The sequence below is a fragment of the Ureibacillus chungkukjangi genome, assembly GCF_003217295.1.
Classification (GTDB): Bacteria; Bacillota; Bacilli; order Bacillales_A; family Planococcaceae; genus Ureibacillus; species Ureibacillus chungkukjangi.
Genome location: NZ_QJTJ01000003.1, coordinates 1 through 17,601, shown reverse-complemented (window position 1 = coordinate 17,601; position 17,601 = coordinate 1). Strand labels below are relative to the sequence as shown.

The following is a 17,601-nucleotide window of genomic DNA, read 5'->3' as shown; positions in this document are numbered from 1 at the left end:
CCTACTTCTGAATCTTACCTTTAATAATTGAACGTATGTCAAAACCTAAATCCACTATTCCTATCAATACAAAGAAGGAATACAGTGGAATTGCCATTATGGTTGCTAGTACCTTTAAAAACTTTGGTGACCCATATGCATCAAGGATAAAATGAATAAGTGAAATTCCTTGTAAGGTTAACAAAAACCATAATATTAGTGAAAAGTTTAAACAAATTACGTAAAGTGCAGTACCGCTTTCAGGGCTAATAAATAAATTAATCGTAAGTACTATTAAGTAATACCATAATACAGCTTTTGGCAAACGCATATTCTTAAACGCGCTAAATTTAGGCACATTCACTCCGAGGCGTTTTAACATCGGTAAATTTAAAGAAATAATAATAAATGAAAAGAAAAAGACAGCTATTGTGATTGATGCTGGAATCAGGATTTCCATCGTATCAAACATAATATTCAAGGTTTTTTCGTCAATAGCTACTTGACCTGTTAGATTTTGAGAAATTTCAATGGATTTCTCATAGCTTTCACGCATTAAAACCATTGACTCTTTTATAAAGTCCGTTTCAAGTAACTTTAAGGATATTACATACTGTATGGCGAATGTTATTAAAACGGTCATCCCAGTTGACATAAGCAAAAACACTTTGCTTCGCTTTAATCGAAGTGCATCCCCTATTACAAACCCAACTGCTGCAAAAATAAGTGAAAATGGAATGATTAACAATCCTCCAAAGAAGAAAGTTATGATACAACCTATAAAGGCTACTAATAGCGAAGATTTTCGATCGTACTTTGCACTATACCAAGCTAGTGGTAGTGGAGCAAATAACGTAGCAACAAGACTAATGATTGGTACATAAAAGGCGATAGCAATAAAGATTGTAAATAGTGCTATCATCATAGCACCGTGAGCTAGCCTTTTTGTTTGATTATTCGGCATGTATAACCTTCCTTTGACTAATTAGAAAAATCCTTGTCATTCGTATATTGTACCATCTTTTTATACAATGGACAAAAATGCACAGAGCAATACTGAGCTTCGTTTCAATTAATAAAGTCGACAAATCCAGCTAAGGATTTTGTCGACTTTTTTCATTATATTCACTTCCACCATTGTTTAGTAAAAATAAAATAAATAAACTCAGAAAGTGAAAAATATAATTTAGTCCCTATAATCCCTTCAAAATTGTCAATCCTATGAGGAATGAAGTTCACTTAATAATGGATACTTACCTTGAAGCTAAAAATAGTAGGACTAATCATTGGAATTATCGATACTACTGGAGTATAGATGGATATAATTGCGCTTGCTGTATACATTGGGACATCCGGATTTCGGCGTACTCTCCTATGAATTTGCTCATTCTAAAGAATGGAAGCTCTTCTTCTATGCAGTTTTACTTATAATAGCTGCAGCAGGTTGGTTTCTTTCAAAAGATAAAAAATCAGACCATAACTTAAACCACTAGAAAAGGAAAAATTTTCCCTTTATTTTATTTATTCAAACTAAAAATCTTCATTAGTACTCAAAAATTGAAATTCCTTTAAAATTATTCAATAATTGTATGTAAGCTTTATATTTTAAGGGGGAAATTTACTTTGATCATTGCGATCATTTTTCTACTATTTGTTTCCTTTTTCTTTTCAGGAAGTGAAACAGCACTGACCGCCACGAACAAAATGCGGCTTCAAACCAAGTCTAGTAATAATGATAAAAAGGCTGAAAACCTATTAAATTTAGTATCAAAGCCTAGTGAGTTTATTACGACAATTTTAATTGGAAATAACATTGCCAACATCCTATTGCCAACCTTAGTTACAACACTTGCTATTCAATACGGCTTTAATTTAGGATTGGCTTCTGCAATTTTAACGGTTATTATTATCGTTTTTTCTGAAGTAATTCCAAAGTCAATTGCAGCTGCATTTCCAGATCGTATCGCCTTACTTGTTTACCCTATTATTCGCTTTTTCGTTATTATTTTTAAACCGATTACATTTATTCTTAACTCTCTTACAGGCACGCTTACTAGAGCATTATCTAAGAACCAGCCAATAGATGTATCTATATCTAAGGAAGAGCTGCGGACTATGGTTGATATTGCAGATATAGAGGGAACATTCAACCAAGCAGAGTCTTATCGTATTAAAGGTGTAATGGACTTCTATGATTTGAATGTAAAGGATGCGATGAAAACACCACGTATCAATATTGTTGCCCTATCTAGTACAACTACATTTGAAGAAGCCCGTGAAATCGTTATGCAAAACCCTTTTACTCGATATCCGGTTTATGGTGAAAATATTGATAATATTATTGCTGTATTTCACTCCAAAAACATTATTTCCTGGTCAATTGAGCCTGAAAAACCATTGGCAGCTTTTTGTGACAATGACCCTCTAATTGTTTACGAATTCCATTCGATTGAATTGGTATTGAGTAAAATGACAAAAGAAAAGAAGCATATGGCCATTGTTTTAGAGGAGTATGGTGGAACAGAAGGTATTCTTACTCATGAAGACATACTTGAGGTAATGCTTGGATTTGAAATTGAAGACGAGACAGATTTAAATAGTGAAAGCCTCGTTGAAAAATTAACAGAAACTGAAATTATTTGTGATGGAAAAATAACGCTTCATCGCTTAAACACCATTTTCTATACAGACATCCCAGAAGAAGAGGACGTACTTGCTGGCTATCTCCTAAATGAAATTAAAGATTTCCCAAATGAAGGAGATGTCATTGAGCGTGACAATCTGACCTTTAAAATCTTAACTACCGATAGTGGAGCTATTAAGAAGGTCCAGATTTTAAAATAATATAGACCTCTTCAAAATTGATATTAAAATTAAATAACAACAAAAAAGTACAACGAAGGCTTTAACACCTTTGTTGTACTTTTATTTTATATCTTATTTTTCTTCCGCTACGAATGGAAGAAGAGCCATAATACGAGAACGTTTAATAGCTGTAGTTAATTTGCGTTGGTATTTTGCACTTGTACCAGTTACGCGACGTGGTAAAATTTTACCGCGCTCAGAAATGAACTTTTTAAGTAAATCTACATCTTTATAATCGATTGTAGTGATGTTGTTTGAAGTGAAGTAACAAACTTTACGGCGTTTGCGGCCTCCGCGACGTTGTGCCATTTCAATATTCCTCCTTTATAAGTTTTTAGTTCTTAGGCGACCACACTCTAATTAGAATGGTAGATCGTCTTCAGAAACCTCGATTGGTCCTTTGCTTGATGCAAATGGATCCTCATCAACACGTGTATAATTTTGCTGATTTGCAGGAGGTTGAGATTGTTGGTAAGAAGGAGCAAATGGATCTTGGTCCATATTGCCACCGCCAAATTGTTGGTTTGGTTGGCTTGTACTATACGAAGGTTGGTTGCCTCCATATTGTGGTTGCCCTCCATACTGTTGATTTGGCACCCCACCACCACCAGTGTTGTTACGCGGCTCTAAGAATTGCACAGCATCCGCTACAACATCTGTTGTATAAACACGTTTACCATCTTGACCCTCAAAGCTACCTGTTTGAATACGGCCTTCTACACCAATCAAACTTCCTTTTCTCATGAAGTTTGCTAAGTTTTCGGCTTGTTTTCTCCAAGCAATACATCCGATGAAGTCTGCTTCACGATCACCTTGTTGGTTCGAAAATGTTCTATTTACAGCAACTGTAAATCGAGTCATAGGAACGCCACTCGGTGTATAACGAAGCTCTGGATCTTTCGTAAGTCTTCCAACTAATACGACACGGTTTATCACAATTTCAACCTCCTTTTTTCAGCGATTTTTGTTAGTTTTAAATGTTAATTATGCTTCTGCACGAACAGCCATGTGACGGATAATGTCTTCGCTGATGTTAGCTAAACGAGTGAATTCGTTGATAGCTTCTGTTCCAGCGTTAGCTTTTACGATTTGGTAGTAACCTTCGCGGAAGTCGTTGATTTCATAAGCTAAGCGGCGTTTGCCCCACTCTTTAGACTCGATGATTTCAGCGCCGTTTGAAGTTAAAACTTCATTGAAGCGTTCTACTAATGCTTTTTTCGCTTCGTCTTCAATGTTAGGACGAACGATGTACATTACTTCATACTTTTTCATCTTTTTTGCACCTCCTTATGGACTTGGGCTCTCCGACATAGCGGGAGCAAGGAGTAAGTAATATATACTCACATCATTGAATTGTAGCACACTTCGACACTATATGCAACATATATCACAGCATTTCGTTATGAGTGTCTATGTCTCTACTGGCTTATTTAATCTTTCTATTCAAAAACTTAATATTTTTTTACAGTGCACAATCAGTTTTGAACCATTTATAATGGTTATTTATAAAGGGGTGTGGAAAAATGTCTATAGACGTAAAACCCAATATAATCAAGCTTGATATGAAAAAAATTGCGAAAATGAACATTTGGTTCACTTTTGGCTTAAGTGTTCTTTTCTTGATTGCTAACAGTTTAATTCATCAACAATTTTCTGTTTCGATTTCATTGTGGAATATTCTTTTGTTTATCGTTTGTTACATTGCTCTTATCGGACTTCATGAGATTTTTCATTTATTTGGATTTATGCTTTTTGGAAAAGTAAAATTTAATCAATTAGATTATGGGGTGAATTTAAAATTAGGTATCGCTTATGCTACGACTACACAGCCATTAACAAACACAGCAATGAAAAAAGCATTATTATTACCTTTTTGGACAACCGGAGTAATTCCTAGCATCCTCGGATTTCTATTCCAATCCAATCTATTAGTGTTATTGGGTGCGTTTCTTATTGCGGGTGCTGTTGGCGATTTTTATATGTACAAGGAGTTACGTAAATTCCCTAATACTTCACTAGTCAAGGATGACCCTGAATTACCACAGTTGTATGTTTATGAGGAAGGAATTGAAGTCAGCTATGACCAATAATGTAAAGATTATCACTATAGATGAAAAGAAAATTATAAAGCAAACCATTATCTTGACTATCCTATTAAGTATTCTATTTACTGGGATAAATTATTATCTACATAGGGATCTTTCATTTAGCATATTACGATTCATCTTTGGTGCAGCCATTTACTTAATCGTATCGTTGGCACTAGTAATTGCGAACGAAGTGCTTAACATATTTATTTATCGATATCGATGTAAGGTTGCTCGTGAATCTATCTCGCTTTCTATAAATCTTGAAAAGGGCTTAATCTACACGAAAACAACAGAGAAAATTAAAAACGGACAATATCAATCTGTCTTTTTAACCTCCTTTTCATTCACGGGCGTCCTGCCATTAGCTTTTGGCTTCGCTGTTGGCAGCTATCCTTTGTTACTTGCTAGCGCTTCTTTTATTGCAGGTGGACTTGCTAATTTTAAAGGGATTAATAAGCTTAGAAAATTTCCGGATGAATGCCTAGTGCAGGATATACCAGAGAATTTTAGTGTGATTGTCTATTTGGATAATGAGGAAAAGCCTTCTTAATTGGCTAAGGGTCAGCAATCCTGGTGATTCTCTCATACGTTTGGCCAAATTAATTTTTGGCTCTATGATAATTGAATGCTGTTGTCACTGTGTTTGAAAATAAGCGTAAATTTACGTTTAAATTAAAAAAAAACTGGATTCTCTATAAAATAAAGGTAATTTTTCCGCTTATTTTCCCCAAATCGGTGTATTTGGTCTTATTTTGAGCAGTTAACAGGAATTCCTTCGCTTATATCAGCAATTTAAACCACTACTATATACAATAACGGGAATTTCTCCGCTTAAGTGCTCTTAAAGCTACAACGAAACTTAAACATGATATATGAGAAATACAAAAAGCATGGCAATTCAATTCATGAATGCCATGCTTTTTAGTTAACCTGGTTCCCATTTTATTAGAGAAACCCGTTAGCCTTTCAAATTAAACGTTGAAGCGGAATAGCATTACGTCGCCATCTTGTACAACGTATTCTTTCCCCTCTAAACGTACTTTACCAGCTTCTTTAGCTGCTGCCATTGAGCCAGCTTCTACTAAGTCTTCATATGCCACCGTTTCTGCACGGATAAATCCGCGCTCGAAATCAGAGTGAATTACACCAGCACATGCAGGCGCCTTCATTCCTTTACGGAAAGTCCACGCACGTACCTCTTGTACACCAGCAGTGAAGTATGTCGCTAAACCTAATAAATCATAAGAAGCACGAATCAATTGGTCTAAGCCTGACTCTTCAATTCCTAGCTCTTCTAGGAACATTGTTTTTTCTTCATCATCTAATTCAGAAATTTCTTCTTCGATTTTTGCACAAATTGTAATTACTTGTGCTCCTTCTGCAGCTGCAAATTCACGTACCTGCTGTACATATTTATTGTTTGCTGCATCTGCTACTTCATCTTCAGAAACGTTTGCTACATAAAGCATTGGTTTAATCGTCAAAAGATGTAAGCCTTTAACAACTTTTAATTCATCCTCCGATAAATCAACAGAGCGTGCTGGCTTTTCTTTTTCTAGAGCGTCTTTTAGCTTTACTAGAATCGGCTCTTCAATAAGAGCCTCTTTATCTTTTTGCTTTGCCATTTTACCTACACGTAAAAGACGTTTGTCTACAGATTCCATATCCGCTAAGATTAGCTCTAAATTGATAACTTCGATATCATCAATTGGATTAACTGAACCTGAAACGTGTGTAATATTTTCATCTTCAAAGCAACGAACTACTTGGCAGATTGCATCTACTTCACGGATGTGAGATAAGAATTTGTTTCCTAGCCCTTCTCCTTTTGATGCTCCCTTTACAATCCCTGCGATATCAGTAAATTCGAAAGCTGTTGGAACTGTTTTCTTCGGTTCTACTAATTCAGTTAATTTATCTAAACGAGCATCAGGTACTTCAACTACTCCTACGTTAGGGTCAATTGTAGCGAATGGGTAGTTAGCAGCTAATGCGCCTGCTTTTGTAATTGCGTTAAATAATGTAGATTTTCCTACGTTCGGTAAACCTACGATACCAGCTGTTAGCGACATGTTTGTTGACACGACCTTTCTATTTCTCTTCTCATTTTTTACGTTTGAAGTATTAGTAAATACAGGACTAAATAATATGAAACCATTGTTTATTATATGGATAAGTGATGAAAAAGTCTAATACACTAAGATTTTACTCTTCATTCGCCTTTTCTAATACTTTTTTCATTTTCTTTTCAAATTCTCGACGAGGTATCATCACACTATGACCACAACCTGTACATTTGATTCGAATATCTGCACCTAGTCGGATAATTTTCCAGGCATTTGTTCCACAAGGATGTTGTTTTTTCATTTCCACGACATCATTTAGTTCAAATACTTTTGGTTCCATTATACCTCATCTCCCTTACCAAGATTTATACTAGGGTCGACCACCATCATTTTTTGGAATGCCAGTGGAATCCCGTTTCTCTCTAATATATTCGTTATATCTTTTCTCATTGCACGTGCTACAGCGAAATGACTATAAGGCTTAGTTTCCGCAACAATTCGAATTGTCACTTCAACCCCTACTACATTTTGTACCCCTACAAAAACAGGTACATCGATTAACTCTTCAAATTTAGCAGGCAGCGTTTCTAAATATGGTTTTACTAAGCTCTCAATTTTTTCAATATCAGCCCCAATGCCAACCTGTAAATCAACAATTGCTTTTGAGTTATTAACTGAGAAATTGATAACATCCGTAATTTGACCGTTTGGAATGATATATTGCTCACCTGTGTAGCCTAAAATTTTAGTCGTTCTTAAGCCGATTTCGATTACTGTTCCTTCAGCCGCGCTACTGGTATTGAGTTTAATATAATCGCCCACTCCAAATTGATCCTCCAAGATAATAAAGAATCCAGTGATGATATCCTTCACTAAGCTTTGAGCACCGAAACCAATCGCTAAACCGGCTATCCCTGCCCCGGCAAGGAGACCGCCAATATTAATATTAATCGCCGATAGAATTGCAATCATCGCAGAGAAATAAACTAAATAGCTCAATGTGCTATGTAATAATTTAATAATCGTTTGCTGACGTCGCTCATTTTGATTAATAGGTGTTTTGACTTTCAAAGTAAGGACTCTTGTAATAACTCTTTTCCCTATAAAAATAACGAGATAGGATACCACAAGAATTGTAACAATTTTGATGGAAGCTGTTATTACAAATTCCCATAGCTCTTGACTAGTAAAGAAAGCCCAAGCCTCCCCTGACTTCTCTACAAGCTCTTCTGTTGGTTTATCTAAAACTTCTGTTGCCATTTTTCCACTCCTTGTATAAGTAGCTAAAAATTTGAATATACTTTGATTACAATATAGTTCAATTTTTACCATAAAAGATAATTTTTTACCAATTCTAAAGAAAGGGAGAATTGCTTATGCAAAATATCTCGAAGGTCCCCTTAAATTCTTTCGTACACCATGAGCAGACAGGCGCACTTTGGCAATTAAGTGATTTGTTTTTAAATTATATTCCTTTTGACCATGAACAACTCATCTTTTGTTGTATTGGAACGGATCGTTCAACAGGTGATTCTCTAGGTCCTTTAACAGGCAGTTTTTTATCTAGTTTTCATTCATTCCCATTTGAAGTTATAGGTACGCTTGAAGACCCATTACATGCGATTAATTTGTCATCGAAAATAGAAGAGATCAATCAAAAGCCGATTACTCCTTATATCGTTGCCATTGATGCGTGTTTGGGTAGTGAACGAAATGTAGGTCATATCGTTCTTCAGGATGGCCCGTTATTTCCAGGGAAGGCTGTAAAAAAAGAATTACCTCCAATTGGTGACATTTCTATTAAAGGAATCGTCAATATTGGAGGCTTTATGGAAATGCTTGTTTTACAAAATACCCGTTTAAATGTTACCTATTCAATGGGTAACAAAATCGCTCGTGCCTTACTGCTTGCTTGGCAGCGTCATTCATTGAAAAAGAAAAATGAACACAACGACAATACCAACTACCACAATGCCGGGCAGCAAATTGGCTACTCGAATCTTAGTTAGGCCAGCTATATTCAAGCCGATTGCCATAATCATGACACCACCTGTTGCCGTCATTTCTTGAATGAATAAATTCAATGCAGCTTCAGGTATATATTTACTGATTAACCCTGCAAGAAGGGTTAATGTGCCTTGATATAAAAATACGGGGATTGCAGCTAACATCACACCTATTCCTAAGGTTGATGATAAGACTATCGCAGTAAATCCATCAATAATCCCCTTTGTTATTAAAACTGAATGATCATTTCGAATCCCGCTATCCAAAGAACCTAAAATTGCCATCGAACCAATCACAAAAAACAACGTAGCATTAATAAATCCTTCCGCTATACTACTCTCTGACGATTGTCGCCCAATCTTTGTTTCAATCCATTTACCCAATTGAAACAGCCGCATATCAATATCAATCCATTCTCCAATCACTGCACCTACAACTAGACTAATAATTACAATGATGAAGTTTGTAGTTTCCATTCCCATTTGAATTCCTAGAACAGCTACAGCAAGACCAATAAGGGATAAAACAGTTGTTTTCATTTTTTCAGGGATTCCCTTTAAAATAAGACCAATAGTTGATCCAATAATGATTAATAAAGCGTTTATAATCGATCCAAGTAATACCATATCCTAACCTCTTATGTCTTAGAAAAAAGAGCGCCTTACCCTTGGCGCTCACAGCTTTTCTATTCTTCTAGTTGTAATATTTCCAAAATACGCTCTAAATCATCTTCAGAATAAAATTCTATTTCGATTTTTCCTTTATTCTTGGATTTTTTGATTTGTACATTTGTTCCAAAGTAGTCACGTAATTGTGTTTCAGTAGCCTGAACAAAAATGTCCTTTTTTACAGGCTTCTCTGTTTCACGTGAAACCTCTTCATTTAATTGTTTGATTAGCGCCTCTAATTGACGGACATTCAACCCATGCTTAATTACCTTCTCGGCTACCTCTGTGATTCTTCTTTTATTTTTTAGACCTAGTAATGTACGTCCATGTCCCATTGATAACTCACCGGTATTTACTAATTCCCGTACGTCATCTGGTAATGTTAATAAACGAAGATGGTTTGTAATATATGGTCGACTTTTACCTAAACGATTTGCAAGCTCTTCTTGAGTGAAGTTAAGTTTTTCAATCAAGCTTTGGTATGCTTCTGCTTCCTCTATAGGTGTTAAATCCTCACGTTGAAGATTTTCTAAAATGGCTAGCTCCATCATTTGATCTTCCGTCAGATTTCTTACGATGGCAGGGATTTCATTTAGATTGGCTAATTTTGCAGCTCTGAATCGTCTTTCCCCAACAACTATTTCAAACTTTTTGCCTTTTTTCCTAACAACAATCGGTTGAATGATTCCATGCTCCTTGATAGATTCAGCTAATTCCTCAATTGCATCGTCCTCAAAGGTTTTACGTGGTTGAAAAGGATTAGCCACCAACTTTTGTAAATCAATTTTTTCAATTTGATCTTCGTTAGTCTGTAAATTGTCTATCGCTTCAGTTGGAAATAATGCGCCTATTCCTTTACCTAAACCTCTAGCCATTTTTGATCACTTCCCTTGCTAACTCTAAATAAACTTCTGCACCTCTTGATTTTGAATCATAAATGATGATGGGTTCACCATGACTTGGTGCCTCACTTAAACGAACATTGCGAGGGATAATGGTTTTATATACTTTGTCTTGGAAATATTTTTTTACTTCCTCAATCACTTGTAAGCCAAGATTCGTCCGTGCATCAAGCATCGTCAGTAAAACACCATCAATATATAATTCTTGATTAAGATGCTTTTGAACAAGGCGAACAGTTGATAGTAATTGGCTTAGCCCTTCGAGTGCGTAGTATTCACATTGCACTGGAATAATTACAGCATCTGATGCAGTTAAGGCGTTTATCGTTAATAACCCTAAAGATGGTGGGCAATCGATAATAACATAATCATATTGCTCCTTAACATTCTGTAGTGCATGCTTTAAGCGCACCTCACGTGAGATGGTTGAAACAAGTTCAATTTCAGCTCCCGCAAGAGAAATTGTTGCTGGTACTACATCTAAATTTTCAACTTTGGATGATTGTATAATATTTGCTACTTCTTCATCATCAATTAAAACGTCATAGATACAACCTTGAATTTCACCTTTATTTATACCTACACCACTTGTAGCATTACCTTGTGGATCAGTGTCTATTAAAAGAACTTTTTTCCCTAAATAAGCAAGACAAGCGCTCAAATTGACAGATGTTGTAGTTTTCCCTACTCCACCTTTTTGGTTTGTAACGGCAATAATTCTTCCCAACCTTTTTGCACCTGCTTTCATTACTCAATTTATATATGAATCGAATTTAGATTTCTTAGTTCATTTTATCAAATTTATAAACTAGATGTATTGATTGCAAAACAACTAATTTATAAATTTGACAGTAGAAAATTAGGCTTATCGTCGAATGGGATGACGATAAGCCTTGTTTGTACTTATTCAGCTATTAAAGTTTTACTTTTCTAGCTGTAGAAAAAGAGCCATCTCATAAGGACTAAACGACAGCTCTTTTTCTGTGACAAGTTTTGAAGGCTTGTCTCATCACTAAAGCCCCCATTCAATAGCTCTCCCCTATAAAAGCGAATCGCTCAAATATTAAACGGAAATAGGCTGTTTTGGGTCACTTTGTTATTTATTTTATTTTTTCTTCGGAATTCGAACAGTGATTTGATAATAATCATCTGTATCTTCTTCTTCAGTATTTACATTTATACCACTTTTCGTCACCATCGATAAAGATTGTTTGATCGTATTTAATGCAATACGAATATCTTTACTAATTGCTTTACGTTTTGGTTTTTCCTTTTTTGTTTCTTCTTCTTTTGGTTTGTTCATTTGTTGGATATATTCTTCCAGCTGGCGAACATTCCAATCATATTCTTTTATTAATGCCACTAATTCTGCTTGTACTTTTTCATCTTTTAAAGAAATCATCGCACGTGCATGACGTTCTGTAATTTCTCTTGATAAGATTGCTTCCTGTACGAATTGAGGCAATTTTAATAATCGTAATTTATTTGCTACAGTAGATTGACCTTTTCCTAAACGTTGAGCAAGTGCTTCCTGTGTTAGTGAATGAAGTTCTAATAATTGCTGATAAGCTAAAGCTTCTTCAATTGCTGTCAGTTCTTCTCGTTGAAGATTTTCAATTAATGCAATAGAAGCAGTCTCTTTATCACTTAAATCACGAACAATCGCAGGAACCTCAGTCCAATTGAGTTTTTTCATTGCTCGGTAGCGACGTTCCCCTGCAATTATCTCAAAACGCTCTCCATCAAAATTGCGTATAACAATTGGTTGAATGACACCATGCGTATGAATGGTTCTTGATAATTCTTCAATTTTTTCTTCATCAAAAACTGTACGAGGTTGGAACCGATTTGGAATAATTTTATCGATTGGAATTTTCACTACTTCTTCTGCAGCTGTTTTCTTTTCAACTTGTGCTACTTGTTCTACTTCACTTTTAACTTCAGAAACAGTTTTGTCTCCGCCTCCGAAAAATCGTGAAAAAGGACTTTTCATTCAATAGGCACCACCTTTTAGAAACTATCTTGCTCAAGAATACTTATATAATATTATTTATTAAAATCTATAAATTGTACAGAGTTCGATAGAAGTAAAATCTCTAGTAAATTGACATAATATAATATATTTATGCTTCAAGAGGCAAATTTATATCTAAAAATTGAAGATAATTCAATTTTTCCTCAGAAAAAGCACGATAAACCGCTAAAAATAGCGATAAGTTATCTAGTTAATTTTAAAAAATCACCGTTATAATACAATGTTTCATGTGAAACAGTAGAGTTTAATAGAGTAATTGAAAATTCCATATGTGAATCTCTTAATTATTATTATTAGTTAACTAGATTTAAAATTGAGTGACAGTAAAGGAATCTCTAATGTCACCTAAATCTCTATTTAATACTACCACATATTTTTTATATAATTGGCGTTTTATTTGGAACACCTGGTTTACGTGGATATTTCTTTGGCGTCTTTTTTATTTTATCAAAAATATAAAGTGTTCGTTCACTTTCTTCTACAGGTAATAAATATGAAAATTCTTCCTTTAAAGCTGCACCTAATGTTGTAATGGCTTTTTTTGCATCCTTTAGCTCTTCTGGGCCAGCCGCTGCCTTCAAAGCAACAAAGCTTCCGCCCTCTTTTGCAAGTGGGATACATAGCTCAGAAAGAACAGATAATCTTGCCACCGCACGAGCCGTAACTACATCATATTTTTCACGATATTTATCATTTTGACCGAACTCTTCTGCACGAGAATGGACAAATGTCACATTATCTAATTGAAGCTGTTCACTTAAATGATTTAAAAACGTAATACGTTTATTTAATGAATCAACAATTGTCACATGTAAATGAGGGAAACAAATTTTAATAGGTAAGCTTGGGAATCCAGCTCCTGCCCCGACATCACAAACGGATTCTACTTTTGTAAAGTCAAAGTAAAAGCTTGCACTAATGGAATCATAGAAATGCTTTAAATAAACACCCTCTAAATCTGTAATTGCTGTTAAATTCATTTTTTCATTCCACTCAACTAATAGCTCAAAGTATTTATTGAACTGTTCAATTTGCGTGTCACTTAATTCTATTCCCATCTCTTTTAATGCTTCAATAAATTGTTGTTGGTTCATAGGGATCTCCTTTAGTTTTTAAAGAATTCTTTCATAAAATGAACGAGCGTCCGAGAAGTTTTTAGCTCGAACGCTCGCAAATCAAAATAAGCTAATTACTACCTGAATCTTTACTCATTACTTACTCGTGCAATTTTCCCTTGCTCAATATAGACAGCTAAAATTGATATATCTGCAGGGTTAACACCTGAAATACGTGATGCTTGCGCTATTGATAATGGGCGTACTTCTTTTAATTTTTCACGAGCTTCTGTAGCAAGACTTGAAATATCATCATAATCAATGTCTTCAGGAATTTTCTTACTTTCCATTTTATGAAGTTTATCTACTTGATTTAATGCTTTTTGGATATAGCCTTCATATTTTAACTGAACTTCAATTTGTTCTTTCACTTCTTCACTTAATTCGAACTCTGGTGGCGTTAATGAAGCAACTAAGTCATAGTTCATCTCTGTTCGTTTAACTAAATCAGCTCCACGAATACCATCTTTAAGTTCAGTTCCGCCTACAGAGCGAATAACCTCTTGTGTCGTTTCGTTTGGTTTTATAATCACTTCACGCAGACGAGCAATTTCAGCTTCGATTTGCGCTTCTTTTTCTTTAAACTTAGTAAAACGTTCTTCTGAAATTAATCCTAATTGGTGACCAATTTCTGTTAAACGTAGATCTGCATTATCATGACGAAGTAATAAACGATATTCTGCACGAGAAGTTAATAAGCGATATGGCTCATTTGTCCCCTTCGTAACTAAATCGTCGATTAGCACACCGATATATGCATCAGAACGCTTTAAGATTACTTCATCTTTACCTAATACTTTAGCTGCTGCATTAATACCAGCCATTAATCCTTGACCCGCTGCTTCTTCATAACCACTCGTTCCATTGATTTGACCTGCAGTGTAAAGATTTTTAATGCGTTTTGTTTCTAAAGTTGGCCATAATTGTGTCGGTACAATTGAATCATACTCAATAGCATAACCTGGGCGCATCATTTCTGCGTTTTCTAAGCCAGGAATCGATTGTAGCATTTTACGCTGAATATGCTCTGGTAAACTTGTTGAAAGTCCTTGTACATAAACCTCTTGCGTATCACGGCCTTCTGGCTCAAGGAACAGCTGGTGACGTGGTTTATCATTAAAACGAACAATTTTTGTTTCAATTGATGGGCAATAACGAGGACCAGTTCCTGTAATTGCACCTGTATACATTGGTGCTTTGTCTAAATTATCATTAATAATTTGATGTGTTTCTGCACTTGTATACGTTAACCAGCAAGGAATTTGATCCATGATAAATTCAGTTGTTTCAAAGCTGAAAGCACGTGGAACATCATCACCTGGCTGAATTTCTGTTTTACTATAATCAATTGTTTTGCTATCAACACGCGGTGGTGTACCTGTTTTAAAGCGGACCATATCAAAACCTAGCTCGCGCATATTATCTGCTAATTTAACAGAAGGCTGCTGGTTGTTTGGACCACTTGAATATTTTAAATCTCCAATAATAATTTCGCCGCGCAGATACGTACCTGTTGTAATAATAACTGCTTTTGCTCGGTATGCTGCACCTGTTTGTGTAATCACACCGCGAACTTCATCATCTTCAATGATTAGTTCATCAACTATTGATTGGTGAATCGTTAAATTTTCTTCTTCCTCTAATAAACGCTTCATTTCTCGTTGGTAAAGGATTTTGTCTGCTTGTGCACGTAAAGCACGCACTGCAGGTCCTTTCCCCGTATTTAACATACGCATTTGGATGTGTGTTTTATCGATTACTCTTCCCATCACACCGCCTAATGCGTCAATTTCACGAACAACGATTCCTTTTGCTGGTCCACCCACAGATGGATTACATGGCATAAAGGCAATCATATCTAAATTAATCGTCACCATGAGTGTTTTTGCACCCATTTTGGCTGAGGCATACGCTGATTCTACACCAGCATGCCCTGCACCGATGACAATTACATCATATTGACCTGCATCATATGTTGTAGTCATGCCGTCTCTTCCTTTCATTACTCTAATAATTGATTAATTACTTCTTACACTTGTATGTTATCTTCACCTAAATGAAGCAAATTCTATTTTCCTAAACAGAATTGTGAGAATAGCTGATTGATTAAGCTTTCTTGAACTGTGTCTCCAACGATTTCGCCTAGTAGCTCCCACGTTTTCGTTACATCGATTTGAATCATATCAACTGGAATCCCAGATTCAGCTGCATCGATTGCATCTTCAATAGTTGCTTTTGCTTGATGCAAAAGTGCAATATGACGTGCATTTGAAACATATGTTAAATCGTTAGCTTCGATTTGACCTTCAAAGAATGTCTTAGCAATGGCTTCCTCTAATTCGATAATTCCTTGCTCTTGTAAAATCGAGGTTGTCACAATAGGACGTCCATTCGATAATTCTTTTACTTTATCCAAATCAATTTGCTGAGGTAAATCTGTTTTATTAACAACGACGATGAAATCCATATTTTGAATTGTTTCAAATAGACGTTCATCTTCCTCAGATAGACCTTCTGCTGAGTTTAAAACAAGCAGGATTAAATCTGCTTCCTTTAATACCTGGCGAGATCTTTCTACCCCTATACGCTCAACGATATCTTCTGTTTCGCGGATACCAGCTGTGTCTACTAAACGTAAAGGTACTCCACGTACATTGACATACTCTTCTATAATATCACGAGTTGTACCTGCTACATCAGTAACAATTGCTTTATTCTCATGAACTAAACTATTTAATAGTGAGGATTTACCAACATTCGGTCTACCTAAAATCACCGTTGATAACCCTTCACGCAATATTTTCCCTTGAGAAGATGTTTGTAAAAGCTTCGCAATCTCATCACGTACCCAGGAGCATTTCTCTAGCAGCACCGGTATCGTCATTTCTTCTACATCATCATACTCAGGATAATCTATATTAACCTCTACATGTGCTAATGTCTCTATTAAAGCATCGCGTAATTGGCCAATTAACTTAGAAAGCTTCCCTTCCATTTGACCTAGTGCTACGTTCATGGCACGATCTGTTTTTGCACGGATTAAATCCATTACAGCTTCAGCTTGTGATAAATCGATACGACCATTTAAGAATGCACGCTTTGTAAATTCACCAGGGTCCGCTAATCTTGCACCGTTTTGTAGTACGAGCTGTAAAACACGGTTGACTGAAACTATCCCACCGTGACAGTTGATTTCAACTACATCCTCACGTGTGAATGTTTTTGGTGCGCGCATTAACGATAACATGACCTCTTCTACTACTTCCTCGGTCTTCGGTTCGATTAAATGCCCATAATGAATTGTATGTGACTTTTCATCCTTGAGCTGTTTACCGTTTGGCGATTTGAATATTTTATTTGCTATATGAACTGCGTCATCTCCACTTAAACGAACGATCGCAATGGCGCCTTCTCCCATTGGTGTGGATATTGCAGCAATTGTATCAAAATCCATTTTTAAAATCCTCCTACTAAATCCATTACGAATTCACCGTAATTTCATTAACTTCACAACACGCAATATGAATTACATTTATCTTGTGAAAACTAAATAAAGTTATCCACATGTGAATAACTATTGAAAACATTTTTACTAACAATTTAGGGTAACATATTTTAAGCAAATACGAAAGTAAAGCAATTTTCCACATGTGGATAAGTAGAAATTTTTTAAAGTCGTATCTTCCATGACCAATTCCCTTGTTGAAATTCGTATTGAACTGAAATTAGGCTTACTATTCGTTTCATTCCAGTTAAATATTTTAAAACTATATTTTCTCAATCGAGTAGAGGGAGAATAAGTTCTCGCCCCTCTCACAACACCGTACGTACGGATCTCGTATACGGCGTTTCAATTTATATTACAGTGTGTACT

General features: G+C 35.6%; 19 protein-coding genes. 5 read left to right on the top strand and 14 right to left on the bottom strand.

Translation table 11 applies throughout. From position 1 onward, the window contains the following. Nucleotide 1 precedes the first annotated feature (1 nt). The gene (locus BJ095_RS03515; protein WP_107932046.1) at nt 2-943 is read right to left on the bottom strand and encodes a YybS family protein; all 942 of its coding nucleotides are present in this window, start codon (nt 941-943) and stop codon (nt 2-4) included. Between the two features lie 367 nt (nt 944-1,310). Here BJ095_RS03515 and BJ095_RS18960 point away from each other — a divergent pair, with 367 nt between their 5' ends. After that, complete coding sequence (locus tag BJ095_RS18960) at nt 1,311-1,472, top strand: hypothetical protein (protein ID WP_181417951.1); 162 nt, start codon at nt 1,311-1,313, stop codon at nt 1,470-1,472. A 130-nt stretch (nt 1,473-1,602) separates the two neighbouring features. After that, entirely contained in the window at nt 1,603-2,823 is a 1,221-nt protein-coding gene (locus BJ095_RS03510; protein ID WP_107932044.1) for a hemolysin family protein, read from the top strand. A 93-nt stretch (nt 2,824-2,916) separates the two neighbouring features. On the opposite strand, the gene rpsR is transcribed toward BJ095_RS03510, so the two are convergent. From rpsR to rpsF, 3 genes are read right to left on the bottom strand one after another with little or no spacing between them, the layout of a single operon-like run. Then, nucleotides 2,917-3,153: a 30S ribosomal protein S18 gene (rpsR, locus tag BJ095_RS03505; RefSeq protein WP_107932043.1), complete on the bottom strand. Its 237-nt coding sequence runs from the start codon at nt 3,151-3,153 to the stop codon at nt 2,917-2,919. Nucleotides 3,154-3,204: 51 nt separating this feature from the next. After that, nucleotides 3,205-3,780, bottom strand: a complete 576-nt coding sequence (gene ssb, locus BJ095_RS03500) for a single-stranded DNA-binding protein (protein WP_107932041.1) — start codon at nt 3,778-3,780, stop codon at nt 3,205-3,207. A gap of 48 nt (nt 3,781-3,828) precedes the next feature. Continuing rightward, a complete protein-coding gene (gene rpsF / locus BJ095_RS03495) occupies nt 3,829-4,116 on the bottom strand; it encodes a 30S ribosomal protein S6 (RefSeq protein WP_107932039.1) in 288 nt (95 codons plus the stop codon). A 251-nt stretch (nt 4,117-4,367) separates the two neighbouring features. On the opposite strand from rpsF, the gene BJ095_RS03490 reads away from it, so the two are divergent. Beyond that, on the top strand, nt 4,368-4,934 hold the full coding sequence (locus BJ095_RS03490; protein WP_107932037.1) for a DUF3267 domain-containing protein: 567 nt from the start codon (nt 4,368-4,370) through the stop codon (nt 4,932-4,934). Then, complete coding sequence (locus tag BJ095_RS03485; RefSeq protein WP_181417950.1) at nt 4,900-5,484, top strand: metalloprotease family protein; 585 nt, start codon at nt 4,900-4,902, stop codon at nt 5,482-5,484. Before BJ095_RS03490 ends, BJ095_RS03485 begins: the two co-directional genes overlap by 35 nt. A 421-nt stretch (nt 5,485-5,905) precedes the next feature. Here BJ095_RS03485 and ychF read toward each other — a convergent pair whose 3' ends face one another. From ychF to BJ095_RS03470, 3 genes are all read right to left on the bottom strand, one after another. Next, on the bottom strand, nt 5,906-7,006 hold the full coding sequence (gene ychF, locus BJ095_RS03480; RefSeq protein WP_107932034.1) for a redox-regulated ATPase YchF: 1,101 nt from the start codon (nt 7,004-7,006) through the stop codon (nt 5,906-5,908). Nucleotides 7,007-7,139: 133 nt separating this feature from the next. Beyond that, nucleotides 7,140-7,340, bottom strand: coding sequence for a DUF951 domain-containing protein (locus BJ095_RS03475; protein ID WP_107932032.1), 201 nt, complete (start codon nt 7,338-7,340; stop codon nt 7,140-7,142). After that, nucleotides 7,340-8,260: a mechanosensitive ion channel family protein gene (locus tag BJ095_RS03470; RefSeq protein WP_107932030.1), complete on the bottom strand. Its 921-nt coding sequence runs from the start codon at nt 8,258-8,260 to the stop codon at nt 7,340-7,342. The genes BJ095_RS03475 and BJ095_RS03470 overlap by 1 nt, the downstream gene beginning before the upstream one ends. Before the next feature lie 116 nt (nt 8,261-8,376). Here BJ095_RS03470 and yyaC point away from each other — a divergent pair, with 116 nt between their 5' ends. Further along, the gene (gene yyaC, locus BJ095_RS03465; RefSeq protein ID WP_107932028.1) at nt 8,377-9,009 is read left to right on the top strand and encodes a spore protease YyaC; all 633 of its coding nucleotides are present in this window, start codon (nt 8,377-8,379) and stop codon (nt 9,007-9,009) included. Here the strand turns inward: yyaC and BJ095_RS03460 are convergent. The 7 genes from BJ095_RS03460 to mnmE all read right to left on the bottom strand — a co-directional run bounded on the left by BJ095_RS03460 (nt 8,926) and on the right by mnmE (nt 17,181). Beyond that, nucleotides 8,926-9,633: a DUF554 domain-containing protein gene (locus BJ095_RS03460; protein WP_107932026.1), complete on the bottom strand. Its 708-nt coding sequence runs from the start codon at nt 9,631-9,633 to the stop codon at nt 8,926-8,928. The genes yyaC and BJ095_RS03460 overlap by 84 nt on opposite strands. A gap of 59 nt (nt 9,634-9,692) precedes the next feature. After that, nucleotides 9,693-10,550: a ParB/RepB/Spo0J family partition protein gene (locus BJ095_RS03455; protein WP_107932024.1), complete on the bottom strand. Its 858-nt coding sequence runs from the start codon at nt 10,548-10,550 to the stop codon at nt 9,693-9,695. After that, nucleotides 10,543-11,304, bottom strand: a complete 762-nt coding sequence (locus BJ095_RS03450; RefSeq protein WP_107932022.1) for a ParA family protein — start codon at nt 11,302-11,304, stop codon at nt 10,543-10,545. The genes BJ095_RS03455 and BJ095_RS03450 overlap by 8 nt, the downstream gene beginning before the upstream one ends. A gap of 378 nt (nt 11,305-11,682) precedes the next feature. Further along, nucleotides 11,683-12,570: a nucleoid occlusion protein gene (gene noc, locus BJ095_RS03445; protein ID WP_107932020.1), complete on the bottom strand. Its 888-nt coding sequence runs from the start codon at nt 12,568-12,570 to the stop codon at nt 11,683-11,685. 419 nt (nt 12,571-12,989) lie between these two features. Beyond that, nucleotides 12,990-13,706, bottom strand: a complete 717-nt coding sequence (gene rsmG, locus BJ095_RS03440; RefSeq protein WP_107932018.1) for a 16S rRNA (guanine(527)-N(7))-methyltransferase RsmG — start codon at nt 13,704-13,706, stop codon at nt 12,990-12,992. 110 nt (nt 13,707-13,816) lie between these two features. Further along, complete coding sequence (mnmG, locus tag BJ095_RS03435; protein ID WP_107932016.1) at nt 13,817-15,712, bottom strand: tRNA uridine-5-carboxymethylaminomethyl(34) synthesis enzyme MnmG; 1,896 nt, start codon at nt 15,710-15,712, stop codon at nt 13,817-13,819. An 83-nt stretch (nt 15,713-15,795) separates the two neighbouring features. Continuing rightward, nucleotides 15,796-17,181, bottom strand: a complete 1,386-nt coding sequence (mnmE, locus tag BJ095_RS03430) for a tRNA uridine-5-carboxymethylaminomethyl(34) synthesis GTPase MnmE (RefSeq protein WP_107932014.1) — start codon at nt 17,179-17,181, stop codon at nt 15,796-15,798. Between the last annotated feature and the right edge of the window lie 420 nt (nt 17,182-17,601).